Below are 23,693 nucleotides of genomic sequence, written 5' to 3'. Positions count from 1 at the left end.
CGGACGTCATCGTGACGGGGGTGCGGGCTCGAACACGACCGTGGGACGGCCGTGCGGGCCCAGGTGCACCTGCGCCCGCACCCCGTACACCTCGCCGATGAGCTCGGCGGTCAGCACCTCGGCCGGCGGACCGCCGGCCACCGCCCTGCCTCCGGCCAGCACGACGACGGAGTCGCAGAACGTGGCCGCCAGGTTCAGGTCGTGCAGCGCGATGACGGTGGTGACCGGCAGCCGCTGGACCAGCGACAGCAACTCCAGCTGGTGCCGGATGTCGAGGTGGTTGGTCGGCTCGTCCAGCAGCAGCTCCCGTGGCTCCTGGGCGAGCGCCCGGGCGATGTGCGCCCTTTGCCGCTCCCCGCCGGACAGGGTGTGCCAAGACCGGTCGGCCTTGTCGGTCAGCCCGGTGTGCTCGAGCGCCGCGGCGACGGCCGCCTCGTCCCGGGACACCGTCGAGCCGAGGAAGCCGCGGTGCGGGATGCGTCCCAGCCGGACGACGTCCCGCACCCGGATGTCGGTGTCGGTGTGCGCGTGCTGGCCGACCACCGCGACGACACGCGCGACGTCGCGCCGGGTGAACGAGCCGAGCTCCTCGCCGTCGAGGGTCACGACACCCGAGTCCGGCTTCGACGTGCCCGCGAGCAGACGCAGCAGCGAGGACTTCCCGGAGCCGTTGGGTCCCAGCAGGCCGACGGTCGTGCCCGGCGCCGGCGCCACGGTCACCCCGTCGACGACCAGCACCCCGCCTCGCCGCCACCCCACCCGCTGCGCCTCGAGGGTCACAGCGCCCGCCGCTTGCGGAGCAGGATCAGCACGAAGGCGGGCACGCCGATCAGTGCCGTCCCCACGCCGACGGGCAGGGGCGTGGGCTGGAACGCCACCCGCGAGACGGCGTCGACCCACACCATGAACACCGCGCCGATCAGCACGGTGGCCGGTACCAGCCGGGAGTGCCGCGGGCCCACGAGGAACCGAGCGGCGTGCGGCAGCACCAGCCCCACGAAACCGATGGCCCCCGCGATGCTGACCAGCGTCGCGGTGAGGACCGCAGTGAGCACGAGCAGCAGCATCCTCGTCCGCGCGACGTGGATGCCCAGCGAGTCGGCGACGTCGTCGCCGAAGGAGAAGGCATCCAGCGCGTGCGTCTGGCGCAGGCACCAGACCGTGCCGACGAGCACCACGGCCGCGCACAGCGCGACGTCGTCCCAGCGCACCCCCTCGAGCGAACCCAGCAGCCAGAACATCACCCCGCGGGTCTCGTCGGAGTCGGCGAAGGCGAAGATCACGAAGGAGGTGAGGGCGGAGAAGAACTGGGTGCCCGCCACGCCCGCCAGGATGACGCGGTCGGTGCCTCCCCCGGACAGCCCGGCCAGGAGGACGACCAGGCCGAAGGCCAGCAGCGCGCCGATGAACGCACCGCCCGACAGACCCAGCACCGACCCGCCGAGACCGAGCACGCCCATCAGCACCGCGCCGGTGGAGGCCCCCGAGGAGATGCCCAGCAGGAAGGGGTCGGCGAGCGGGTTGTGCAGAAGGGCCTGCAGCACGGCGCCGCAGATGCCCAGGCCGGCACCGCAGGCGGCCGCGGTCAGCGCCCGCGGCAGTCGCTCCTCCCACACGATCGCGTCCTTCACCGCCCGGATCGGGACGTCGGCGAGGCCGACGTGGTTGAGCAGGACGTCGCGGATGTTCACCAGCGAGACGTCCGCCGGGCCCAGCGTGACGGCACCGGCGACGGAGAGCACCACGGCGGCGAGCCCGGCAGCGCCGAGGAGGACCCCGCCCACGGCCAACCGGCGCCGACCCGCGCTCAGGACGCCCGGACCGGCGACTGCCGCCCCTGCGCTCAGGACGCGGTCCCGAGCTGCTCGAGCCCGTCGGCGAGCTTCTCCAGTCCGTCGACGAAGCGGATGGACGGGTTCATCTCCGCACCGTGCAGGGCGATGTACCGCTCGCCGCGGACGGCCTGCAGGGTGCTGGTGAGCGGATCGGCGGCCAGGAACGCCTTCTTGTCCTCCAGCCGGTCACCGGGGAACCGGTCGCGCAAGAGGTCACCCAGCACGAACACGTCCGGGTCCCGCTCGACGACGGTCTCCCAGCCCACGGCCGGCCAGTCCTCGTCGAGGTCGGCGAAGACGTTGGACGCACCCACCGTGGTGGCGAGCAGGCTCGCGGAGCCGAAGCCGCCGGCCACGTAGGGGCTCTTGGTGTCGGCGAACCAGAACGCCATCGTGACGTCGCTCCGGTCGATCCGGGCCGTCGCCGCCGAGGCGCGGTCCTGCAGCTCGGCGATCAGCTCCTCCCCCCGGGAGGGCACGTCGAAGACCTCAGCGAGCTCGCGGATCTCCTGGTACAGCGAGTCGATCTCCAGCAGCCGGGTCCGCGTGCCACCGCCGTTGATGCTCTGGCCGTCCTCGCAGTCGGTGGGCGAGAGGTACGGCTCGATGCCGGTCTCGGCGAAGCGGGCACGCTCGGCGACCCCGCCGGTGGCGTAGTGCCGGCCGAACGAGGCGGCGACCAGGTCCGGATCGGCGCCGAGGACGACCTCGTAGCCGGGTGCGTTGTCAGCCAGCCGCGGCACGGACTCGTTGGCCCGGGCCAGCTCCGGCAGCACCGGGTCGGTCCACGAGGCGGTCCCGACGACGCGGTCCTCCAGTCCGAGGGACAGGAGGATCTCGGTGGCGCCCTGGTCGAGGGACACCACCCGCTGCGGCGGGGCGTCGATCGTCAGCTCCATGCCGCAGTTGTCGATGACCAGCGGGTACTGCGTGACGCCCTCGCCCCCGTCGGCGGCGGTGGCCTGCACCACCGGCTCGGAGGCGCCGCAGGCGGTGAGGGCGCAGGCGGAGGCCAGCGCGACGGCCGCGACCCGGGTCCGTCGAGTGGGCGTGCTCATGTGCGTCGTTCCTTCGTCGAGGGTCAGGTGCTCGCCAGGTCCGGCGGGTCGACGTGCCGCTGTGCAGTGGACGTCCGGGGGCTGAGCTTTGGCTAACCTAACTCATCCCGGGCTGGCGGTCGCCGGGGTGGCCGGCGGGAACCGCCGGCGCCGCCGGGGACGGCGCCGGCGCGTGGTCGATGCGGCGGGCGGGCAGCCACAGCCCGACCGCCGAGAGCGCGGGCAGGACGGCCAGCACCGGCCACGGCAGCGCCGCACCCGGCCCCGGCTGCGCGGCGCGGCGCGGCGCGGCGCGGTCCAGCAGCGCACCGACGCCCGTGCCGCCGACCAGCACCGCCAGGCCGCCGGCCGAGGCCAGGAACCCGAAGTGCGCGCCCAGCCGCCGGTCGATGCCATCGGCGCAGGGACCGAGGACGACGAAGTCGTGGTGCACCGCACTCCCGCGCGTGCAGGCCCTCCGAACGCTCCGCCCGCCACCCTGGGCGTGAGGCAGCCCTAGCCTCACCCTCATGCGTGCTGTGCAGATCACCCGCTTCGGCGGGCCCGAGGTCCTCGACGTCGTCGACCTGCCCGACCCCACTCCGGGTGACGGCGAGCAGCTGTACGACGTGTCGGCTGCCGGGGTCAACTTCGCCGACACCCACCAGATCGAGGACAGCTACCTGGCCCCGCAGGAGCTGCCGCTGGTGCCCGGCGCCGAGTTCGTCGGCACCGCGGCGGGCGGCGGACCGCGGGTGGTCGGCCTGCTCGCCGGCGGCGGCTACGCCGAGCGGGTCGCCGCCAACCCGAGGCTGACCTGGGCGGTCCCCGACGGGGTGACCGACGAGCAGGCGCTCGCCGTCGTCCTGCAGGGCGCCACCGCCTGGCACCTGCTGCGCACCTCCACCCACCTGGCCGAGGGCGAGTCCGTCGTCGTCATCGCCGGTGCGGGCGGGGTCGGCTCGCTCGCCGTCCAGCTGGCCAAGCGCTGGGGCGCCGGCCGGGTGATCGCCACCGCGTCGAGCCCGGATAAGCGGGCGCTGGCCGAGGAGCTCGGCGCCGACGCCACGGTCGACCCCGCGCTCGCCGACGACGACCCGAAGACCTTCACCGCCGCCCTCCGCGAGGCCAACGGCGGCAGGAAGGTCGACGTCGTGCTGGAGATGACCGGCGGCCCGGTCTTCGACGGCGCGCTCTCCGCGCTCGCGCCGTTCGGGCGGCTCGCCGCCTACGGCATGGCCGGGCGCACCCCGCCCCGGCCGGTGCAGCCGCCGTCCCTGATGGGCACCAGCCGCGCCGTCGTCGGGTTCTGGCTGGCGCACTGCTTCGCCCGCCCGGCCATGCTCGACGCGGCCGTCGCCGACCTGCTCGCGCTGGTCGAGGAGGGTGCGCTGAAGCCGATCGCCGGGGGTCGCTACCCGCTGTCCGCCGTCCGCGAGGCCCACCAGGACCTGCTCGCCCGCCGCACCACCGGCAAGCTCACCCTCGACCCCCGCCGCTGACGCCCGGCCCCGTCCAGAGGCTCGCCCCGAGCTTGCGAGGGGTGAGGGGGACGGGGTCCTTCCTCAGAGCAAGCGGTTGGTCCAGAGCAGGGAGGCGACGACGCCGAGGAAGGCGAACAGCAGCCCACCTCGGACGAACCACGGGCTGATGTCCTGCGCCTCGGTGGTGTAGCCGATCTGGCTGCCCAGGTCCTCGTACACCTGCTCCAGCTCCGCGGCGCTGGCCGCCTCGCTGTAGCTGCCGCCGGTCTCGTCGGCGATCTGCTCCAGCGTCGCCCGGTCCACCGGCACCGGCACGGTCTCTCCGTCCAGGTCGAGGGTGCCGTAGTCGGTGCCGAAGGCGATGGTCGAGACCGGCACCTCGGCGGCGTTGGCCGCGTCGATGGCCTGGGTGGCCTCCCGGCCGACGGTGCTGTACCCGTCCGACAGCAGCACGACCCGGGCCGGGGGCAGCTCCATGCCGCCCTCGTCCAGCGAGGCCTGGTAGTTCTGGATCGCCGTCAGGGACGTGAAGATCGCGTCCCCGATCGCGGTGGACTCGGCCAGCACCAGGTTGTCGATCGCGGTGACCACCTGGGACCGGTCGGTGGTGGGGGTCACCACGGTGGTCGCCGTCCCGGCGAAGGAGACCAGCCCCAGGTTGATCCGGGCGGGCAGGACCTCGACGAACTCCTTGGCGGCCGTCTGCATCGCGGCGAACCGGTCGGGCTCGATGTCCTGCGCCCGCATCGACAGCGACACGTCGACGGCCATGATCACCGTGGCGCGTTCCCGCGGGACCCGGACCTCGGTGCTCGGCACCGCCAGGGACACCACCAGCGCGGCCAGCCCCAGCACGAGCGACCCGAAGGCGACATGCCGGCGCCACCCCGGCCGCCGGGGTACCAGCGTCCCGAGCAGCGCCACGTTGGTGAACCGGGCCGCGTACCGGGCCCGGCGCAGCTGCAGGACGACGTACAGCGCGACGACGGCCGCCACCGCCACCAGGGCGAGCAGCCACCAGGGCGCCTGGAAGGTCATCGTGCCGCTCCCCCACTGCCGGCCCGCCGCCGGTCGGCGACGAAGCGCACCACGTCGGCCAGCCAGTCCCGGTCGGTGCGCAGCTGGAGGTGCCCGGCACCCGCCCGGCGCAGCCCCGCCGCGATCTCCTGGCGCTGGGCCGCCGCCCCCTCGGCGAAGCGGCGGCGGAACTCCGCGTCGCCGGTGGGCACCTCGAGGGTCTGCCCGCTCTCCGGGTCCACCACGGTGAGCAATCCGACGTCGGCCAGCTCCAGCTCCCGGGGGTCGACGACCTCGATGGCCAGCAGCTCGTGCCGCGCGCCCAGCCCGCGCAGCGGGCGCTCCCAGTCCGCGGGGCCCCGCGCGTCGGAGCCCAGGAAGTCGGAGACGACCACGACCAGGCCGCGGCGGCGCGGCGGCCGGCGCAGCGTCTCCAGCGCGGCGGCCAGGTCGCCGCGGCGCCCGCCGTCCGCTCGCGGCGTGGCGACGACGGCCCGCAGCAGCCGGTCGGCGGCCAGCCGGCCGGGCGCGGCCGGGTACCGGTCCAGCCGCTCCCCGGTGGTGACCACGGCGCCCAGCCGGTTGCCGCCGCGCACGGTGAGGTGGCTGACGGCGGCCAGCCCGGCGATGGCCAGGTCCCGCTTCTCGCACGCCGCGGTGCCGAAGTCGAGGCTGGCCGACAGGTCCAGCACCACCCAGGTCTCCAGCTCCCGGTCGGCGATCGTCTCCCGGACGTGCGGGACCTGGGTGCGGGCGGTGACCGGCCAGTCCATCCGCCGGACGTCGTCCCCCGGGTGGTAGGCCCGCGCGTCGCCGGCCTCGCTGCCCGAGCCGGGCACCAGGCCGAGGTGGTCACCCTGCAGCAGGCCGTCCAGCCGGCGCCGCACGGTCAGCTCGAGGCGGCGCAGCAGCACCGCCGACGAGGCCGGGTCCGGGGCGTCGGCGAAACGGGGCGGGGCGGCGTCGGCGCGCGGAGCGCCGGTCACCGGCCCGGCCGGCGAGGTCATGCCGGCTGCGGGCCGGGGTACCCGCCGCCGTCCGGTCGGTCGGCCTGCGGGCCGGCGTGCTGCGGCCCGGCGAAGGCCGTCGAGCCGCCGCCGGGCCCGCCCGGCCCGCCGAAGCCGGGCACCACCGGACCGCCGGGGCTGCCCGGCCCGTACCCGCCGGCCCGCTGCCGCGGGGTGACCTGGGGCAGCGGCACGCTCTGCACGATCCGCTTCACCACGTGGTCGGCCGGCACACCGTCGGCCAGCGCGTCGTAGGAGAGCACCAGCCGGTGCCGCAGCACGTCGGCGGTGACGTCGAGGACGTCCTGCGGCAGCACGTAGTCCCGGCCGCGGACCAGCGCCAGCGCCCGGCTGGCCGCGATCAGCCCCAGCGACGCGCGGGGGCTGGCTCCGTAGGTGACCCAGCCGGCCACGTCGGGCATGCCGTGCTCCATCGGCGAGCGGGTGGCCACCACCAGCCGCACGACGTAGTCGACCAGCGCGTGGTGCACGAACACCTCGCGGGCGGTGTGCTGCAGCCGGCGGACGTCGTCCGGGCCGAGCACCGGCTGCGCGGTCGGCGGGGTGGCGCCCATCCGGTAGACGATCTCCCGCTCCTCCTCCGGGGTCGGGTAGTCGACCAGCACCTTGAGCAGGAACCGGTCGCGCTGCGCCTCGGGGAGCGGGTAGACGCCCTCGCTCTCGATCGGGTTCTGGGTGGCCAGCACCAGGAAGGGGTCGGGCAGCGGGTGGGTCACCCCGCCGATGGACACCTGCCGCTCGGCCATGACCTCCAGCAGCGCCGACTGGACCTTGGCCGGGGCCCGGTTGATCTCGTCGGTGAGCACGAAGTTGGCGAACACCGGGCCGAGCTCGGTGTCGAAGGCGTCGTGCCCGGCCTTGTAGATGCGGGTGCCGATGATGTCGGCGGGCACCAGGTCGGGGGTGAACTGCAACCGGGCGAAGCTGCCGCCGACCACCCGGGCCAGGGTCTCCACGGCCAGGGTCTTCGCCACCCCGGGCACGCCCTCGAGGAGCACGTGCCCGCGGGCCAGCAGGCCGACCAGCATGCGCTCGACCAGCCGGTCCTGCCCGACGATGACCCGCTTGATCTCGAACATCGCGCGCTCGAGCCGCGCGGCGTCCACCGAGGGCGGGACCAGCTGGTCAGGGGCGGTCCCGGCGGCGGACGAGGCACTGGCGGCGGTCACTCCCCCAGTGTCCTACACCGACGGGGCGGACCCCCGGCGCGCGCGTGGTCCGCCCGGCGAGCCACAGGCGTCGGAGCCTGCCCGGGCGAGCCGCTGACTGCTAGCCTGACCCCGCGTCGGGCAGCTCCCCCCGTGGCTGCCCGACGCCCTTGCCTTGGTCCTGCTTCACGCGCTGGGGCGGACGGCCCCGTAGTAGTCGCTGCCGTAGCGGACCTTCGCGACCATCACGTTCGTGCCGGGCTTCGGTGCCTCGATCATCTGTCCGTTCCCGATGTAGATCGAGACGTGGTAGATCGTCGTGTAGGCGCTGCCCGAGCCCCAGAACATCAGGTCACCGGGCTGCAGGTCGGCGGCGGCCACCTGCTTGCCCCGGTTGAGCCACCACTGGTCGCGGCTGGTGCCGCCGATCGCGATGCCGGCCTTGGCGTAGGCGTACTGGGTCAGCCCCGAGCAGTCGAAACCGAAGACGCCGGTGTCCGGCGGGATGCCGTAGCTCGGGCCGCTGCTCCCGCCGCCGCCCCACGAGTAGGGCATGCCCAGCTGGGTCCGGGCCGCGGCGATCGCGGTCTGCGCCGCCGACGCGGACGGCGCACCGGCGGTGGTGCTGACCGGCGCGGGCGCCGGCGCCGGGGCGGCGGGACGCGGGGTGGACCCGCCGGTGGCGGTACCCGACGACGAGCTGCCGGACGACGAGCTCCGGGACGGCGACGCACCCGAGGCGCTGCCCGCCGGCGGGCCCGAGGCGGCCGGGGCCTCGGCGGCGCGGGCCGGCGCGCTGGCCGGGACGGCGGCCTCGGCGGCGGCCTGTGCGGCCGCGGCGGCCCGGGCCGCCTCGCGGGCGCCCTCCAGGCCGTAGAGCGTCTGCTGGGCCTGCTCGAGCTCGGCCTGCAGGTCGGCCTGCTGGGCGCTGAGCGCCTCGGCCTGGCTGCGGGCGGAGACCTCCTGGGCCTGGGCCGCGGCGAGCGAGTCGGCGGCCTGCGCCTGCAGGGTGGCCGCCTCGGCCACCGCCTGCTGCGCGACCTGGTCGGCGGCGGCCGCCTGCTCCTCGAGCACGGTGAGCTCGGCGACGACGTCGGTGCGGTGCACCCCCGCGGCGTCGAGCAGCGCGGCGCGCTCGATCAGCTCGGCCGGGCCGCCCGAGGTCAGCAGGGCGGTCATGCCCGGCGCGGTGCTGCCCTGGATGTAGCTGGTCCGGGCGAACTCGGCGACGTCGTCGCGGCCCTGCTGGAGGACGGCGGCCGCCTGCGCGGCAGCAGCGGCGGCGGCGTCGGCCGTGCCGCGCGCCGCCTCGTAGGCGGCCTGCCGCTCCTCGTAGTCCTGCAGCGCGATCTGCGACGCGTGGTACGCGGCGTCGGCGGAGGCCTGGGCCTGCGCGAGCTGGGCGGTGATCGCCCCGACCCGGGCGGCGGCGTCGCTCTTGGCCTGCTCGGCGGCGCTGATCTGGGAGTCGCTCGGGGCCGTCGGAGCGGCCCACGCGGTCCCGGGGGCCGCTGCCAGGCAGACGACGGCGGCCGCACCGACCCCGACCACCCGCCGTGCCCAGCGGGAACTGCTCCCCTGCGTCCTGCCCTGCGTACCGACCCACTCGCCCACGAACCCGACTCCTCCGTTGCCCGGTGCCGACCCTGGGGGTCCGCACCGGTCTCGACCTGGTCCACGCCCCCGTTGGAGGGCACCGAGGTCCAGATCGACCGGATCGGGTGAACAGGACAGACGCCGGCCGGGTCGCCTCCCTCCAAAGGAGGACGGCGCCCCGGCCGGCGGCAGGGTGAGGCGGCGGGGCTACGCGACCGGTGTCTCGGCCTCCGCTTGCATCTCGTCACGCAGCTTGAACTTCTGGATCTTGCCGGTGGCCGTTCGCGGGATGCCGTTACGGAACTCGACCCGCTTGGGCGACTTGTAGCCGGCGATCCGCTCCTTGCAGTAGGCGATCAGCTCGGCCTCGGTGACCTGCTGCCCCTCGGCGAGGACGACCAGCGCGGTGACCATCTCGCCCCACTTCTCGTCCGGGACGCCGATGACCGCCACCTCGGCGACGGCGGGGTGGCTGAAGACGACGTCCTCCACCTCGATCGAGGACACGTTCTCCCCGCCGGTGATGATCATGTCCTTCTTCCGGTCGGCCAGCGTGACGTAGCCGCCCTCGTCGATGGACCCGCCGTCCCCGGTGTGGAACCAGTCCCCCTCCAGCGCCTCCGCGGTGGCCTCCGGGTTGGCCCAGTAGCCGGCCATCACGACGTTCCCCCGGGCCAGCACCTCACCCGAGGAGCTAGTGGTGAGCTGGGTGCCGAGCCCCGGCACGCCGGCCCGGGCCAGCGCCTTGGCCCGGTCCAGCGGGGACAGGTGGTCGTACTCGGCCCGCGGGCGGTTGACCGTGAGCAGCGGCGCGGTCTCGGTGAGGCCGTAGATCTGGTTGAACTCCCAGCCCAGCTCCTCCTCGATCCGGGCGATGGTCCGTGAGGGCGGCGCCGCGCCGGCGACCACGATCCGCACCGTCCCCCGACCGGGGACCTCCCCCTCCCAGTGCGCGGCCGCGTCCAGGACGGCGTTCCACACCGCCGGCGCGCCGCACATCAGCGTCACGCCGTGCTGCTCGACGCGGCGGAGGATCTCCGGGCCGTCGACCTTGCGCAGCACGACCTGCCGGGCGCCGAGCCCGGCGGTGGTGAACGGCATGCCCCAGCCGTTGCAGTGGAACATCGGCAGCGTGTGCATGTAGACGTCGCGGTCGCTGACCTGCATGTGCATGCCGAACGTCGTCGCGTTGACCCACTCGTTGCGGTGGGTCATCTGCACGCCCTTGGGCCGCGCCGTCGTCCCGGAGGTGTAGTTGATCGTCGCCGTGGCGTCCTCGTCCGGCGCCGACCACGGCCGCGGCTCTGCGTCGTAGCGCAGCAGCCCGGACTCGTACTCCTCGCCGAGCAGGAACCGCTTCGGGCCGGTGATCCCGGACAGCTGCTTCTCGACCTCCGGGTCGGCCAGCAGCACCCGGGCACCGCAGTGGTCGACGATGTACTCGAACTCCGCGGCCGACAGCCGGAAGTTGATCGGCACCAGCACCCGGCCGAACGACGGGACGGCGTAGAGCAGCTCGAGCAGCCGGGCGGAGTTGTGGCTGACCACGGCCACCCGCTCCCCCTCGCCGATGCGGAGCTCCTCCAGCCCGGCGGCGATGGCCCGCGCGCGCCGGGCGACCTCCCGGTAGGTCAGCTCCCCGAGCGGGGTGGCCGGCTGGGTGGGCTCGTCGACGATGCCGACACGGTCGCCGTAGACCAGCTCGGCGCGGTCGAGGAAGTCGCGGGTGGTGAGGGGGACGCGCATGCCGGCTCCCGGGTCCGTGGTCCCTCCGCGGGGACCGCTCGACGTGGTCCCCGTCACGCTAACCGGCGCGTCCCCCGGCCACGAGGGGGCCCGCTCCGCCGGTCAGGCGCCGAGCAGCCGCGGCAACGCCGCACTGATCGGCGTCCGCACCACCAGGTCGGCGAGCGGGTCGTACGGCGTGGGCTCGGCGTTGACGACCACGATGCGCGCGCCGTGCGCGGCGGCGACCTCGACCAGGCCGGCGGCCGGGTGCACCGAGAGGGAGGTGCCGACGGCGATCAGGACGTCGCAGTCGGCGGCGGCCGCGGCCGCGGCGTCCAGCACGCCGGCGTCCAGCGCCTGCCCGGAGTAGACGGTCGCGGACTTCGGCCGGACCGCGGCGGCCTGCAGGTCGCGGCGCATCAGCCACGACCGGCGGCGCACGTCCGGGTCGGCCAGGTGGTACGACAGCGTGACCAGCTTCTCCGCGTCCGGGTCCCCGGTCCACACGCCCCGCGGACCCCGGTGGTCGGGAATGCCGCGGTAAGGGCAGCCTTGCTCCGCATCCCGGGACGTGAGCTGGGATGATCGGGGTTGGCAACCGGGCGGGACCAGCGCCCGTAGGACCAGTGAGGGTGAGGCACGAGCAGTGGCAGCCAGCAAGGACAGCTTCGGGGCCCGGGCGACGCTCAGCGTCGACGGGACCGACTACGACATCTTCCGGCTCGACGCGGTGGAGGGCGCGGAGAAGCTGCCCTTCAGCCTCAAGGTCCTCCTCGAGAACCTGCTGCGCACCGAGGACGGCGCGAACATCACCGCCGACCACATCCGGGCGCTGGCCAACTGGGACCCGGAGGCGGAGCCGGACCAGGAGATCCAGTTCACCCCGGCCCGGGTGGTCATGCAGGACTTCACCGGCGTCCCCTGCATCGTCGACCTCGCCACCATGCGCGAGGCCATGGCCGACCTCGGCGGCGACCCGCAGAAGATCAACCCGCTGGCCCCGGCCGAGCTGGTCATCGACCACTCGGTCATCGCCGACGTGTTCGGCACGCCGGAGTCCTTCGAGCGCAACGTCGAGATCGAGTACCAGCGCAACGGCGAGCGCTACCAGTTCCTCCGCTGGGGCCAGGGCGCGTTCGACGACTTCAAGGTCGTCCCCCCTGGCACCGGCATCGTCCACCAGGTCAACATCGAGCACCTGGCCCGCGTGGTGTTCCCGCGCGCCGAGGGTGACCGCACCCTGGCCTACCCGGACACCTGCGTGGGCACCGACAGCCACACCACCATGGTCAACGGCCTGGGCGTGCTGGGCTGGGGCGTGGGCGGCATCGAGGCCGAGGCCGCGATGCTCGGCCAGCCGGTGTCGATGCTGATCCCGCGGGTGGTCGGCTTCAAGCTCACCGGCCAGCTCCCCGACGGCGCCACCGCCACCGACCTGGTGCTCACGATAACTGAGATGCTGCGCCAGCACGGCGTGGTGGGGAAGTTCGTCGAGTTCTACGGCGCCGGCGTCTCCGCCGTCCCGCTCGCCAACCGCGCCACCATCGGCAACATGAGCCCGGAGTTCGGCTCCACCGCGGCGATGTTCCCCATCGACGAGGAGACCATCACCTACCTGCAGCTCACCGGCCGGTCGGCCGAGCAGGTGGCGCTGGTCGAGGCCTACGCCAAGGAGCAGGGCCTCTGGCACGACGCCTCCCGCGAGCCGTCGTTCTCCGAGTACCTCGAGCTGGACCTGGCCAGCGTCGTCCCGTCGATCGCCGGCCCGAAGCGGCCGCAGGACCGGGTGTCCATCACCGACGCCAAGAACTCGTTCCGCTCCGCCCTGGCCGACTACGTCCAGGCCGACGAGACCGGCGGCGAGGACCGCAAGCCGGGCGTGCCCGCCCAGGAGAAGCCGTTCGGCGTCGAGTCGTCGGTGGACGAGGCGTCGGCCGAGTCCTTCCCGGCCTCGGACCCGGCCGCTCCCTCCGAGCACGGCAACGGGGCCGAGGGCCGGCCGCACCACTACGACGACGCCCCGGTGTCCGAGCGGCCGTCGAAGCCCACGCGGGTGGTCATGGAGGACGGCACCGAGACCGAGGTCGACCACGGTCACGTGGTGATCGCCGCGATCACCTCCTGCACCAACACCTCGAACCCGCAGGTGATGATCGGCGCCGCGCTGCTGGCCAAGAACGCCGTCGAGCGCGGGCTGACCAGCAAGCCGTGGGTGAAGACGACGCTGGCCCCCGGGTCCAAGGTCGTCATGGACTACTACGAGAAGGCCGAGCTCACCCCCTACCTGGAGAAGCTCGGCTTCTACCTGGTCGGCTACGGCTGCACCACCTGCATCGGCAACTCCGGCCCGCTGCCCGAGCCGGTCAGCCAGGCGGTCAACGAGGCCGACCTCGCCGTCGTCTCGGTGCTGTCCGGCAACCGGAACTTCGAGGGCCGGATCAACCCCGACGTCAAGATGAACTACCTGGCCAGCCCGCCGCTGGTGATCGCCTATGCGCTGGCCGGGTCGATGGACGTCGACCTGAACGACGACCCGCTGGGTCAGGACGCCGACGGCAACGACGTCTACCTGCGCGACATCTGGCCCTCACCGCAGGAGATCCAGCGGACGATCGACCACGCGGTCTCGGCGGAGCAGTTCGGCCGCAGCTACGAGGACGTGTTCGCCGGCACCGAGCAGTGGCAGAACCTGCCCACGCCGTCCGGGGACACCTTCGCCTGGGACGCCGAGAGCACCTACGTCCGGAAGCCCCCGTACTTCGAGGGCATGCCGGCCGAGCCGACCCCGGTGCAGGACATCACCGGCGCCCGGACGCTCGCCGTCCTCGGCGACTCGGTGACCACCGACCACATCTCGCCGGCCGGCTCCATCAAGGCCGACTCCCCGGCCGGGAAGTACCTGCAGGAGCACGGCATCGAGCGCCGCGACTTCAACTCCTACGGGTCCCGGCGCGGCAACCACGAGGTGATGATCCGCGGCACGTTCGCCAACATCCGGCTGCGCAACCAGCTGGTGCCCGGCACCGAGGGCGGCGTCACCAAGAACCACCTGACCGGCGAGACGACGACGATCTACGACGCCTCGCAGGCCTACCAGCAGGCGGGCGTCCCGCTGGTCGTGCTGGCCGGCAAGGAGTACGGCTCCGGTTCGTCGCGCGACTGGGCGGCCAAGGGGACGGCGCTGCTCGGGGTCAAGGCGGTCATCGCGGAGAGCTACGAGCGCATCCACCGGTCGAACCTGATCGGCATGGGCGTCCTGCCGCTGCAGTACCCGGAGGGTCAGGACCGCGAGTCCCTGGGCCTGACCGGGGACGAGGAGTTCACCATCACCGGGGTCACCGCGCTGAACGACGGGACCACCCCGCGCACGGTGAAGGTGAAGGCCGGCGACGTGGAGTTCGAGGCCCGGGTCCGGATCGACACCCCCGGTGAGGCGAACTACTACCGCAACGGCGGGATCATGCAGTACGTGCTGCGTTCCCTCCGCGGCACCGTGTCGGCCTGACCGTCCGCCCCGTGGTCGGCAGCGGGGTGCGGGTGCCGGACGGCGCCCGCACCCCGTGACCGCGGCACCGGTGCTGGTGGCCTGCGCCCACGGCACCCGCAACCCCACCGGCCGGCGGCTGGTCGCCGAGCTGGCACTCGCGGCGCGCACGCTGCGCCCGGGGCTGCGGACCACCGCCGCGTTCGTGGACGTGCAGCCGCCCACCGTGGTCGACGTCGTCCGGGGGCTGGCCGCGGCCGGCACCCCGGCCGTCGTCGTCCCGCTGCTGCTGTCCGGCGGCTACCACGTACACGTGGACATCGCCGGGGCGGTGGACGGGCACCCCTCCGCGGTCGCGGCCCGGCCGCTGGGCCCGGACTCGCGACTCGCGGCCGTGCTCACCGACCGGCTGGTCGCCGCCGGGGCCGAGCGGCAGGACCCGGCCACGGCGGTCGTGCTGGCCGCCGCCGGCTCCAGTGACGCCCGCTCCGTGGCCGACGTGCAGGGGACCGCGGACCTGCTGCAGCGGGACTGGGCCGGACCGGTCACCACCGGCTACGGGTCGGCTGCCCGGCCCACCGTCCCCGACGCGGTCGCCGCCGCCCGCCGGGCGGGCGCTGCGCGGGTGGTGGTCGCGGCCTACCTGCTGGCGCCGGGACACTTCGCCGACAAGCTCCAGGGAGCCGGCGCGGATTGCGTCACGGCGCCATTGCTGCCCGACGAGCGGATCGCCGCCGTCCTGCTGGACCGCTACGACGCCGCTCTCCGGTAGCCGTCGGCCCGGCCCCGCCCAGGGCACCGCCCCGAGCTCGCGAGGGGTGGGGAGGACGGGGTCCTTTCTCAGTGCCGGGCGGGCAGCCGCCCGGCGACGTCGGGCGCCACCAGGATCGAGAAGCGGTCGAACTCCGCCTCGGCGACCTGCTCGCCGATGCAGTCCCAGCCGGTCCCGACCACGGCGTCGCCGTCCAGCAGGCGGGCGAAGCCGTCGCTGATCTCCTGGAGCAGGTAGGGCGGGGCGGTGGTGCGCCCGAAGTGGTTGACCGCCACCATCGACACCTCGTCCTTCAGCTCCGCCAGGCGGGCGGCGCTGCGCGCGAAGGTCGCCACGTCCGAGTCGTGGAACTGCGCGTAGATGGGTCCGGTGTTGATGGTGTCCCCGCCGAAGAGGATGCCGGAGCGGTCGTCGACCAGGCAGATGCTGTCACCGGAGTGGCCGGGGGTGTGGAGCACGCGGAGCGTGCGGTCACCCAGGTCGATCACGTCGCCGTCGGCCAGCGTCCGGGTCGGCGCGGGCGGCGCGATCGCCCAGCCGGCCGGGTTGAACCCGGCCGGGAGCGGGCGCGGCCGGCTGTCGGCGTCGAGCAGGTGCAGGTACCGGTGGTCCAGCTCCTCGAACTGCGGAGTGGCCTTGATCAGCTCCTCGGCGTAGCGGAGGTACTGCTCCAGCACGTCCCGGGGCACCGGCTCCACCAGCAGCGCTGCGCCGGCCTGGTGGATGGCGGTGTCCTCGAACTCGTGGTTCCCGCCCACGTGGTCGAAGTGGTAGTGGGTGTTGACCACCGAGACCGGCAGCCGGGTCAGCTGCTCCACGACCGGACGGACGCGGGCGATGCCCAGCCCGGTGTCCAGCAGCACCGCGCGTTCGCTGCCCTCGATCAGCCACATGTTCACGTGCGAGGGCTCGACGATGCTCCAGACGCCCCGGGCGACCTGCCTCGCCTCGTGCCACGACCCCACGGTGCGCTCCTCCCCGGCGGACCCGTGCCGCCCCGGACCCCGGAACCTACGCCGACCTACAGTCCGACGGTAGGTCTTGGACGATCCAGCTCGGGGATGGGCCAGGATGGTCCGGTGCCCAGCCTGCCCGCCGACGCCGTCCACACGGTCCGCGACCTGGCCACCGCCGCGGGCGTGAGCCCGCAGACGATCCGCGAGTGGGAGCGCCGCGGGCACCTGACCGCGCACCGCACGCCGGGCGGCCAGCGGCGGTTCGGCGAGGCCGCGCACGCCGAGGCCCGCCGGCTCGCGGCCGCCCGCCGGCGCACCGAGCAGGTCGCCACCTCCCCGTCGGCCCCGGAGGACGGCGTCGAGCTGGCCCGCACCGGGGCCCGGATCCGCGCCGCCCGGCTGAAGGCCGGGCTCAGCCAGAGCGTGGCCGCGCGGCGGATCGGGGTGTCCCGGTCCTTCCTGTCCACGGTCGAGCGCGGCCAGTCCGGCGTCAGCGTGCACGTGCTGGCGGCGATGGCGGATGTGTTCGGCATCCCGATGGGCGAGTTCGGCCCCCAGCTGTCCCCCACCGCCGTGCTGCACCCCGACGACCGGCCCCGCACGGTGCTGGCCGGCGGCGTGACCTGGGAGGAGCTGGTCACCCCCGGGCGGGCGATGGAGCCGGCGCTGCTGCACGTGCCGGCCGGGCAGTCGAGCGGCGGGCGGGTGACCCGCCCCGGCGAGACGTTCGTGTTCGTGCTGGCCGGGACGCTGGACTTCGAGGTCGAGGGCACCGACCACCCGCTGCACCTGACCGCCGGCGACGCCCTCTTGGTGGAGGGTGCGACCGCCTACGCCTGGAGCAACCCGGGACCTGCCCCCGCGCGCTGCCTGTGGGTGGAGGAACTGCCCGCGGCGCGCGGCCGCAGCGCAAGGCGTTGACCGACGTCACAGTCCATCTGTAACTTCTGCGGGCCGTCGCGTACCGGACGCACCGGCCACAGGAGGCAGCGTCATGTCGACGTCGGAGCGCACCACCGGGGACAACCGGGCATTCGCGGTCGAGCAGCACGGGATCGACCACATCCCGGAGTCCAGCCGCACCGCGACGCCGCGGGAGATCTTCTTCACCTGGTTCGGCGCGAACGTGATCTTCACCTACATCGTCATCGGCGCCATCGTGGGGTCGCTGGGCCTCACGCTGTGGCAGAGCCTGGCGGTGGTGGTGGCCGGCAACCTGGTCTACGTCCTGGTCGGGCTCACCTCGATCGCCGGCCCCCGGGCGGGGACGGCGATGCTCACCGTCTCCCGCGGGGCATTCGGCACGGTGGGCAACCGCCTGCCGGCCGTGCTGAGCTGGCTGACCACCATCGGCTGGACGACCGTCAACATGGTGATCGGCACGCTGTCGCTGGTCACGCTCGCCGACCTGGTGGGCCTGGGCAGTGGCACGGCCGTGACGGTGGTGGCCCTGGTCGTGGTCACCGCCGCCACCGTCGCCATCGCCCTGCTCGGCCACGCCACGATCCTGCTGGTCAACACCGTGCTGTCCTTCCTGCTCGGCATCGGCACGCTGGCCCTCGGCGCCATCGTCATCAGCCGGGCCGGCGACCAGGCGGCCCCGACGGCGGGCGGCGGCGCCACGCTGGGCACCTGGCTGATCGCCTTCGCGGTCATCGCGGCCGCGCCGATGTCCTACGTCAACACCGGGGCGGACTACTCCCGCTACCTGCCGGTGCGCACCTCGGCGCGCACCATCACCGCCGTCACGGCGCTGGGCAGCTTCATCCCGGCCACGGTGATCGGGGGCATCGGCGTGCTCGCGGCGACGGTGACCGACATGACCGACCCGATCGCCGGGCTGCAGAGCATCGTCCCGCAGGCGCTGCTGGTGGTGTACCTCGCCGTCGTGGTGGGCGGCACGGTCACCAACAACTTCCTCAACACCTACTCCTCCGGGATGAGCCTGCTCGCCGTCGGCGTGTCCACCACCCGGACCCGGGCCACCACGCTGAACATCGCCCTCGCCCTGGCGGTGACGGTCTACGTGGTCTTCTTCCGCGACTTCTCCGAGTTCCTGATCGCCTTCCTGACGCTCATGATCGTCTGGAGCTCGGCCTGGTGCGGGGTCTTCCTGGCCGACATGCTGCTCCGCCGCGGCGAGTACGACATCCGGGCCCTGCAGCAGCCCACCGGCGGCCGGTACTGGTACCGCGGCGGCTGGAACGTCGCCGCCGTGGGCTGGTTCCTGGCCGGCGTCCTGGCCTCCGCGCTCTTCGCGACCAGCACCATCTGGACCGGTCCGCTGACCAGCTGGGTGGACGGCGGCGACCTGTCCGTCCCCGCGGGGTTGCTGGTCGCGGGGGTCGGGTACTTCGTGCACGCCCGCGCCACCGGGGTGACCGCGGCGTCGACCCCGTCCGCCGAGGGCGCACCGGCGGCCTCGCCTTCCTGACGAGGAGCCGTCCACCCGATGCCCGTCGAGCAGGTGGTCCAGGTGACCGCCTCGCTGCTGATCCTGATCCCCTTCGTCCTGGTCCAGGCCGGCCGGCTCACCGCCTCCGCCCGGTCCTACCTGGTGTCGAACCTGGTCGGCTCCGCGACGCTAGCCGTCGACGCGGCACTGGGGCGGGACTGGGGCTTCCTGCTCCTGGAGGGCGTGTGGGCCGTGGTCTCCCTCGCCGGGCTGGTCTCGGCCCTGAGACCGCGGCCGGAGCCGCCGGCCTAGGTCGTCACCTCGGCCCCGTCCAGGGCACCGCCCCGAGCGCGCGAGCGGCGGGGTCCTCGATCAGGCGCCGGTGGCCACCGGGCGGGCCGGGTCGGCGGACCACTGGGACCACGAACCGGGCCATAGCGCGGCCTCCACGCCGGCCACGGCCAGGGCGGCGACCTCGTGCGCCGCGGTGATGCCCGACCCGCAGTAGACGCCGACCGCCGTCCCGGGCCGTACGCCCAGCGCGGCGAACCGCTCGGTCAGTACAGCCGCTGTACCGAAGCGGCCGTAGGCGTCCAGGTTGTCCGCGGTCGGCGCGCTGAGCGCGCCCGGCACGTGCCCGGGCCGCGGGTCGACCGGCTCGACCTCGCCGCGGAAGCGCTCGCCGGCGCGCGCGTCCAGCAGCACCCCACCCGCGGCCGGGAGGGCCGCTGCCGCGTCGGCGTCCAGTACCGGCATGCCCCCGCCGGACAGCTCCACGTCCCCGGGCCGGGGCACCACCTCCCCGGTCTCCAGCGGCCCGCCGGCGGCGGTCCAGGCGGCGAGACCGCCGTCGAGCAGGCTGACCTGCTCGACACCGCCCCAGCGGAGCAGCCACCAGGCGCGCGCGGCCGCCAGCCCGCCGGTGTCGTCGTAGACGACCACCCGGCTCCCCGCGGACACGCCCCAGCGGCGCGCCGCCGACTGCAGTGACTGCACCGACGGCAGCGGATGCCGGCCGGCCGCCGCCGACGGTGGGGCGGACAGCTCGGTGGGCAGGTCGACGAAGACCGCGCCGGGCAGGTGCCCGGCCCGGTACCGCTCCCGCCCGCGGTCGTCCCCCAGCGCCCAGCGGACGTCGAGCAGGACGTCCGCGGGCCGGGCCAGCAGGTCCGCGGCGGAGGTCAGCACCGTCACCGGGCGGCCTCGAGCTCGGCGGTGAGCGCGGAGAGCGTCTCGGCCCGGCCGCCGTAGCGGGCGGGGGTGCTCTGCAGGACGGCGATCTTCCACCGGCCGTCCTCCTCGACGGCGACGAGGGAGTGCACCGTGTGCAGCGACGGGTCCAGCGCCTCGGCGCCGGGCGGGACCATGCCGGCCACGGCGTGCAGGACGGCGACGCCCTCGGTGAGCCGGCGCACCGACCGGACGACGCCCACGAAGGTCGGGGTGGCGTACTCGGTGAACATCCGGCGCATGTCGGCCGCGATGGTCAGCCGGCCGCTGCGCAGGGTGCCGTCGAGGTCGATGATCTCCCCGTCGTCGGCGAAGACCGAGGACACCGTGACGCCGCTGCGCTGATTCCAGCCGGCCAGGTACCGCGCGTACAGCGCGCGGATCTGGGTCTCGTGCGGATGGCCTGCGCTCAACGAGTGCTCCTGGCGGTGGTGCGGGAGGGACGCCGCAACGCTAGTGGCACCGGAGCACCGGCCGTCGTGCCGGTGTCCACCAGGCGCCCTCCCCGGAGCCGGCCTCAGAACGCGGCGAGCGCCTCGGCCGAGTACTCGTCGCCGTGCTGGGCGACGTTCCACACCCGGACGTCCTTGCCGCCGATGTGGTCCTTCTCGTGGAACCGCACGACGCCGTCCACCAGGGCGCCGCGGCCGCGGACCAGGTGCGGGTCGCCGCCCAGGTCCACGGTGAACTCCGCGTCCCCGAGGAACAGCTCGAGGCCGGTCGCCCCGCCCACCGGTGGGCGGGTCACGGGGTACGGCTTGCCGGAGATGACGGTCTGCCGGATGTCGCCGGTCATGACGGGGGCCCCTCTTCTCGGGTGGTGCGGTGGGCGGGAGCGGAACAGTGGTCAAGGTGCCATGAGGGCGGTGCTGCGTCCATCGCCGACGGGCCGGACGCGGTCAACCGACCTCGACGGCCCGCCCAGCCTCGTCCACGGTGGCGTCGCCGTCGGTGAACTGGGTGCGGTACAGGTCGGCGTAGGTGCCACCGGCGGCGAGCAGCTCGACGTGCGTGCCGCGCTCGACGATCCGGCCGCCCTCGACGACCAGGATCTGGTCGGCGTTCCGGATGGTGGACAGCCGGTGCGCGATCACCAGGGACGTCCGGCCGGCCAGCGCGGTGTCCAGCGCGTGCTGGACGGCGACCTCGGACTCGCTGTCCAGGTGGGCGGTGGCCTCGTCGAGGATCACGACGCCCGGGCCCTTGAGCAGCACCCGGGCGATCGCCAGCCGCTGCTTCTCCCCGCCGGACATCCGGTAGCCGCGGTCCCCGACGACGGTGTCCAGCCCGTCGGGCAGCGAGGCCACCAGCGCGGCGATCCGGGCACCCGTCAGCGCGGCCCAGAGCTCGTCGTCGGTGGCGTCGGGCCGGGCGTAGCGCAGGTTGGCGCGGATGGTGTCGTGGAAGAGGTGGGCGTCCTGGCTGACCACCCCGATGGCGGCGCGCAGCGAGTCGCTGGTGGCCTGCCGGACGTCGACACCGCCCACCCGGACCGCGCCGCCGGTGACGTCGTACAGCCGCGGGACGAGGTTGGCGATGGTCGACTTCCCGGCGCCGGAGTGGCCGACCAGGGCCACCAGCTCGCCGGGCTCGGCGCGGAAGGTGACGTCGTCCAGCACCGTCGTCGGGGGCCCGCCGTGCTCGGGGAGGGACACGTCCTCCAGCGAGGCCAGCGACACGTCCCTGGCGGCGGGGTAGGCGAAGGACACGTGGTCGAACTCGACCGACCGGTCGTCATCGGGCACGTCGACGGCGTCGGGCGCCTCGGCGATCATCGGCGCCAGGTCGAGCACCTCGAACACCCGGTCGAAGCTGACCATCGCGCTCATCACGTCCACCCGGACGTTGGCCAGCGCGGTCAGCGGCCCGTACAGCCGGGACAGCAGGAGCGCCAGGGCCACGACGTCTCCGGGGCTGAGCTCCCCGGCGAAGGCCAGCGAGCCGCCCAGGCCGTAGACGAGGGCGGTGGCCAGCGCAGCCACCAGGGTCAGCGCGGTGAAGAAGGTGCGCCCGTACATCGCCGACAGCACGCCGATGTCGCGGACCCGGGCGGCCCGGTCCCGGAACGCCGCCGCCTCGGCCTCCGGCCGGCCGAACAGCTTGACCAGCAGCGCGCCGGAGACGTTGAACCGCTCGGTCATCGAGGCGTTCATCGAGGCGTTGAGGCCGTAGGCCTCCCGGGTGATCTCCTGCAGACGCTTGCCGATCCGGCGGGCCGGCAGCACGAACAGCGGCACCAGCACGATCGACAGCAGGGTGATCTGCCAGGACAGCGTGAGCATCACCGTGGCGGTGAGCACCAGGCCGATGACGTTGGAGACCACGCCGGACAGCGTCGAGGTGAACGCCTGCTGCGCCCCGATGACGTCGTTGTTCAGCCGGCTGACCAAGGCACCGGTCTGGGTGCGGGTGAAGAAGGCCACCGGCATCCGCTGCACGTGCTCGAACACCCGGCTGCGCAGGTCGTAGATGACCCCCTCGCCGATCCGCGAGGAGTACCACCGCTGGGTCAGCGAGGCGGCTGCGTCGACCAAGGCCAGGCCGGCGATGAACAGCGCGATCCGCACGATGTCCCCGGCGGTGCCCGACAGCCGGGCGACCCGGTTGACGATGTCGCCGGCGAGCAGCGGGGTGAGCACGCCGATCAGCGCGGAGAGCACGACCAGTGACAGGAACGCGATCAGCTCGCGCCGGTAGGGGCGGGCGACACCGAGGACCCGCCGCACGGTGCCCTTCGGGATCTCCCGGGCGGTCACCGAGGGGTCGCGGCGGAAGGACCGCATCGCGGCCATCGACGTCATGCCTTCCACGGCCGCCTCCTCACCGCTCCGCCGTCACTGCTGCGCAGGCGTCAGGTGAACCCCGCGGAGAGGACGGGTGTTCCGCTCAGCGGGCGACGGCCGCGAGCGCGTGCAGTCGGCGCACCTGGGCGGCGCGCTCGGCGGCGTCCTGGGCGTCGGGCTGGTTGCGGACGGCGGTGCGCAGCAGCGCGAGGGTCTCCCGGCCGGCGCCGGCGTCCACCGCCAGCAGCGCGTCGACCAGGTCGCGGACGGTGCCGGCGAGCTGATCGGCCGGGACGGCGAGGTTCGCCAGCCCGGTGGCGACCGCCTCGACGGCGCCCACCGGCCGCCCGGTCAGGCAGATCTCCACCGCCCGGCTGTAGCCGACCAGCTCGACCAGGGTGCTGGTCCCGGTGAGGTCGGGCACCAGGCCCAGGGTCGCCTCGGGCAGCCGCAGCTGCAGGTCCTCGGCGACCACCCGCAGGTCGCAGGCCAGCGCCAGCTGGGCGCCGGCCCCGATGGCGTGGCCCTGGACGGCGGCGATCGACACGACGCCGGGTGAGCGCAGCCAGCGGAACGCGGCCTGGTAGCCGCGGATCCGCTCCTCGGCCAGGTCCGGCGGGAGGGTGGCCAGCTCGCTGAGCGCGCCGGGGGTCTCCGGCGGGGCGCTGAACAGGCTGCGGTCCAGGCCGGCGGAGAACGAGCGCCCGGCACCCTGGACGAGGACCACCCGCACCTCGTCGTCCAGGCTGTCCCCGACCGCCCGCAGCGCCTCCCAGGTCGCCGGCGTCTGCGCGTTGAGCTGCTCGGGCCGGTCCAGGGTGACGGTCAGGACGGCGCCCTCCCGGGCGGTGCGGACCCAGCCGCGGGGCTCCCCCTGCGGGGAGGTGCTCACCCGGCCTTCTTGGCGTTCCGGTTGGCCCCGCCCCGGCCGCGCAGCGTCGCGCCGGACTCCGACAGCAACCGGTGCACGAAGCCGTAGGACCGGTTCGTCGAGGTGGCGAGGGAGCGGATGCTCTCCCCGCCGTCGTAGCGCTGGCGCAGCTCGTCGGCCAGCGTCGTCCGGTCGCCGCCGGTGATCCGCTTGCCCTTGCCCAGGTCCGCAGTGCTCGAGTCGGCCATGACTCCCCTCCGTACCAACGGGGGCACCGGCTCTCGCCGTCCGCTGCCCGCTGATCGCCGTGCGCCGCCGCCCCGCTGACG

23 protein-coding genes are annotated in these 23,693 nt (G+C 74.2%); 6 read left to right on the top strand and 17 right to left on the bottom strand.

Going from position 1 to position 23,693, the window contains the following annotated elements; all coding sequences use genetic code 11:
• Positions 1-6 precede the first annotated feature (6 nt).
• The 4 genes from ACWIX6_RS09630 to ACWIX6_RS09615 all read right to left on the bottom strand — a co-directional run bounded on the left by ACWIX6_RS09630 (position 7) and on the right by ACWIX6_RS09615 (position 3,326).
• Positions 7-780 carry an ABC transporter ATP-binding protein gene (locus ACWIX6_RS09630; protein ID WP_448616622.1) on the bottom strand — a complete coding sequence of 258 codons (774 nt, stop codon included), beginning with the start codon at positions 778-780 and terminating at the stop codon, positions 7-9.
• Positions 777-1,784, bottom strand: coding sequence for a FecCD family ABC transporter permease (locus ACWIX6_RS09625; protein ID WP_448616621.1), 1,008 nt, complete (start codon positions 1,782-1,784; stop codon positions 777-779). Before ACWIX6_RS09625 ends, ACWIX6_RS09630 begins: the two co-directional genes overlap by 4 nt.
• A gap of 59 nt (positions 1,785-1,843) precedes the next feature.
• Complete coding sequence (locus ACWIX6_RS09620) at positions 1,844-2,893, bottom strand: ABC transporter substrate-binding protein (RefSeq protein ID WP_448616620.1); 1,050 nt, start codon at positions 2,891-2,893, stop codon at positions 1,844-1,846.
• Positions 2,894-2,990: 97 nt separating this feature from the next.
• A complete protein-coding gene (locus tag ACWIX6_RS09615) occupies positions 2,991-3,326 on the bottom strand; it encodes a hypothetical protein (protein ID WP_448616619.1) in 336 nt (111 codons plus the stop codon).
• Between the two features lie 76 nt (positions 3,327-3,402).
• Between ACWIX6_RS09615 and ACWIX6_RS09610 the strand changes: the two genes are divergently transcribed.
• Positions 3,403-4,374, top strand: a complete 972-nt coding sequence (locus tag ACWIX6_RS09610) for a quinone oxidoreductase family protein (RefSeq protein WP_448616618.1) — start codon at positions 3,403-3,405, stop codon at positions 4,372-4,374.
• A gap of 63 nt (positions 4,375-4,437) precedes the next feature.
• On the opposite strand, the gene ACWIX6_RS09605 is transcribed toward ACWIX6_RS09610, so the two are convergent.
• From ACWIX6_RS09605 to ACWIX6_RS09580, 6 genes are all read right to left on the bottom strand, one after another.
• A complete protein-coding gene (locus tag ACWIX6_RS09605; protein WP_448616617.1) occupies positions 4,438-5,394 on the bottom strand; it encodes a VWA domain-containing protein in 957 nt (318 codons plus the stop codon).
• On the bottom strand, positions 5,391-6,380 hold the full coding sequence (locus ACWIX6_RS09600) for a DUF58 domain-containing protein (protein WP_448616616.1): 990 nt from the start codon (positions 6,378-6,380) through the stop codon (positions 5,391-5,393). The genes ACWIX6_RS09605 and ACWIX6_RS09600 overlap by 4 nt, the downstream gene beginning before the upstream one ends.
• Positions 6,377-7,570: an AAA family ATPase gene (locus ACWIX6_RS09595; protein WP_448616615.1), complete on the bottom strand. Its 1,194-nt coding sequence runs from the start codon at positions 7,568-7,570 to the stop codon at positions 6,377-6,379. Before ACWIX6_RS09595 ends, ACWIX6_RS09600 begins: the two co-directional genes overlap by 4 nt.
• A gap of 165 nt (positions 7,571-7,735) precedes the next feature.
• Entirely contained in the window at positions 7,736-9,163 is a 1,428-nt protein-coding gene (locus ACWIX6_RS09590; RefSeq protein ID WP_448616614.1) for a C40 family peptidase, read from the bottom strand.
• A 189-nt stretch (positions 9,164-9,352) separates the two neighbouring features.
• Positions 9,353-10,891, bottom strand: coding sequence for an AMP-binding protein (locus ACWIX6_RS09585; protein WP_448616613.1), 1,539 nt, complete (start codon positions 10,889-10,891; stop codon positions 9,353-9,355).
• Positions 10,892-10,993: 102 nt separating this feature from the next.
• On the bottom strand, positions 10,994-11,380 hold the full coding sequence (locus ACWIX6_RS09580) for a hypothetical protein (RefSeq protein ID WP_448616612.1): 387 nt from the start codon (positions 11,378-11,380) through the stop codon (positions 10,994-10,996).
• 139 nt (positions 11,381-11,519) lie between these two features.
• On the opposite strand from ACWIX6_RS09580, the gene ACWIX6_RS09575 reads away from it, so the two are divergent.
• Positions 11,520-14,378, top strand: coding sequence for an aconitate hydratase (locus tag ACWIX6_RS09575; RefSeq protein WP_448616611.1), 2,859 nt, complete (start codon positions 11,520-11,522; stop codon positions 14,376-14,378).
• 55 nt (positions 14,379-14,433) lie between these two features.
• Positions 14,434-15,129, top strand: a complete 696-nt coding sequence (locus tag ACWIX6_RS09570; protein WP_448616610.1) for a sirohydrochlorin chelatase — start codon at positions 14,434-14,436, stop codon at positions 15,127-15,129.
• A 68-nt stretch (positions 15,130-15,197) separates the two neighbouring features.
• On the opposite strand, the gene ACWIX6_RS09565 is transcribed toward ACWIX6_RS09570, so the two are convergent.
• Positions 15,198-16,094: an MBL fold metallo-hydrolase gene (locus tag ACWIX6_RS09565; protein ID WP_448616609.1), complete on the bottom strand. Its 897-nt coding sequence runs from the start codon at positions 16,092-16,094 to the stop codon at positions 15,198-15,200.
• A 114-nt stretch (positions 16,095-16,208) separates the two neighbouring features.
• Here ACWIX6_RS09565 and ACWIX6_RS09560 point away from each other — a divergent pair, with 114 nt between their 5' ends.
• The 3 genes from ACWIX6_RS09560 (at position 16,209) to ACWIX6_RS09550 (ending at position 18,792) form a co-directional block, all read left to right on the top strand.
• Positions 16,209-17,006: a helix-turn-helix domain-containing protein gene (locus ACWIX6_RS09560; RefSeq protein WP_448616608.1), complete on the top strand. Its 798-nt coding sequence runs from the start codon at positions 16,209-16,211 to the stop codon at positions 17,004-17,006.
• A gap of 73 nt (positions 17,007-17,079) precedes the next feature.
• The gene (locus tag ACWIX6_RS09555) at positions 17,080-18,519 is read left to right on the top strand and encodes a purine-cytosine permease family protein (RefSeq protein WP_448616607.1); all 1,440 of its coding nucleotides are present in this window, start codon (positions 17,080-17,082) and stop codon (positions 18,517-18,519) included.
• An 18-nt stretch (positions 18,520-18,537) separates the two neighbouring features.
• Positions 18,538-18,792 carry a CBU_0592 family membrane protein gene (locus ACWIX6_RS09550; RefSeq protein WP_448616606.1) on the top strand — a complete coding sequence of 85 codons (255 nt, stop codon included), beginning with the start codon at positions 18,538-18,540 and terminating at the stop codon, positions 18,790-18,792.
• A gap of 60 nt (positions 18,793-18,852) precedes the next feature.
• Here ACWIX6_RS09550 and ACWIX6_RS09545 read toward each other — a convergent pair whose 3' ends face one another.
• The 6 genes from ACWIX6_RS09545 to ACWIX6_RS09520 all read right to left on the bottom strand — a co-directional run bounded on the left by ACWIX6_RS09545 (position 18,853) and on the right by ACWIX6_RS09520 (position 23,612).
• The gene (locus tag ACWIX6_RS09545) at positions 18,853-19,674 is read right to left on the bottom strand and encodes a sulfurtransferase (protein ID WP_448616605.1); all 822 of its coding nucleotides are present in this window, start codon (positions 19,672-19,674) and stop codon (positions 18,853-18,855) included.
• On the bottom strand, positions 19,671-20,123 hold the full coding sequence (locus tag ACWIX6_RS09540) for an SgcJ/EcaC family oxidoreductase (RefSeq protein ID WP_448616604.1): 453 nt from the start codon (positions 20,121-20,123) through the stop codon (positions 19,671-19,673). Before ACWIX6_RS09540 ends, ACWIX6_RS09545 begins: the two co-directional genes overlap by 4 nt.
• 104 nt (positions 20,124-20,227) lie before the next feature.
• Positions 20,228-20,506: a hypothetical protein gene (locus ACWIX6_RS09535; RefSeq protein ID WP_448616603.1), complete on the bottom strand. Its 279-nt coding sequence runs from the start codon at positions 20,504-20,506 to the stop codon at positions 20,228-20,230.
• A 103-nt stretch (positions 20,507-20,609) separates the two neighbouring features.
• The gene (locus ACWIX6_RS09530) at positions 20,610-22,511 is read right to left on the bottom strand and encodes an ABC transporter ATP-binding protein (protein WP_448616991.1); all 1,902 of its coding nucleotides are present in this window, start codon (positions 22,509-22,511) and stop codon (positions 20,610-20,612) included.
• A gap of 85 nt (positions 22,512-22,596) precedes the next feature.
• Positions 22,597-23,385, bottom strand: a complete 789-nt coding sequence (locus ACWIX6_RS09525) for an enoyl-CoA hydratase/isomerase family protein (RefSeq protein ID WP_448616602.1) — start codon at positions 23,383-23,385, stop codon at positions 22,597-22,599.
• Positions 23,382-23,612 (bottom strand): helix-turn-helix domain-containing protein, encoded by a 231-nt coding sequence (locus ACWIX6_RS09520; protein ID WP_222046609.1) that lies wholly within the window; start codon positions 23,610-23,612, stop codon positions 23,382-23,384. Before ACWIX6_RS09520 ends, ACWIX6_RS09525 begins: the two co-directional genes overlap by 4 nt.
• Between the last annotated feature and the right edge of the window lie 81 nt (positions 23,613-23,693).

This window comes from Modestobacter sp. URMC 112 (assembly GCF_053502575.1).
Note: the sequence above shows the minus strand (reverse complement) of the source record. Positions and strands in the feature narration are given on the sequence as shown.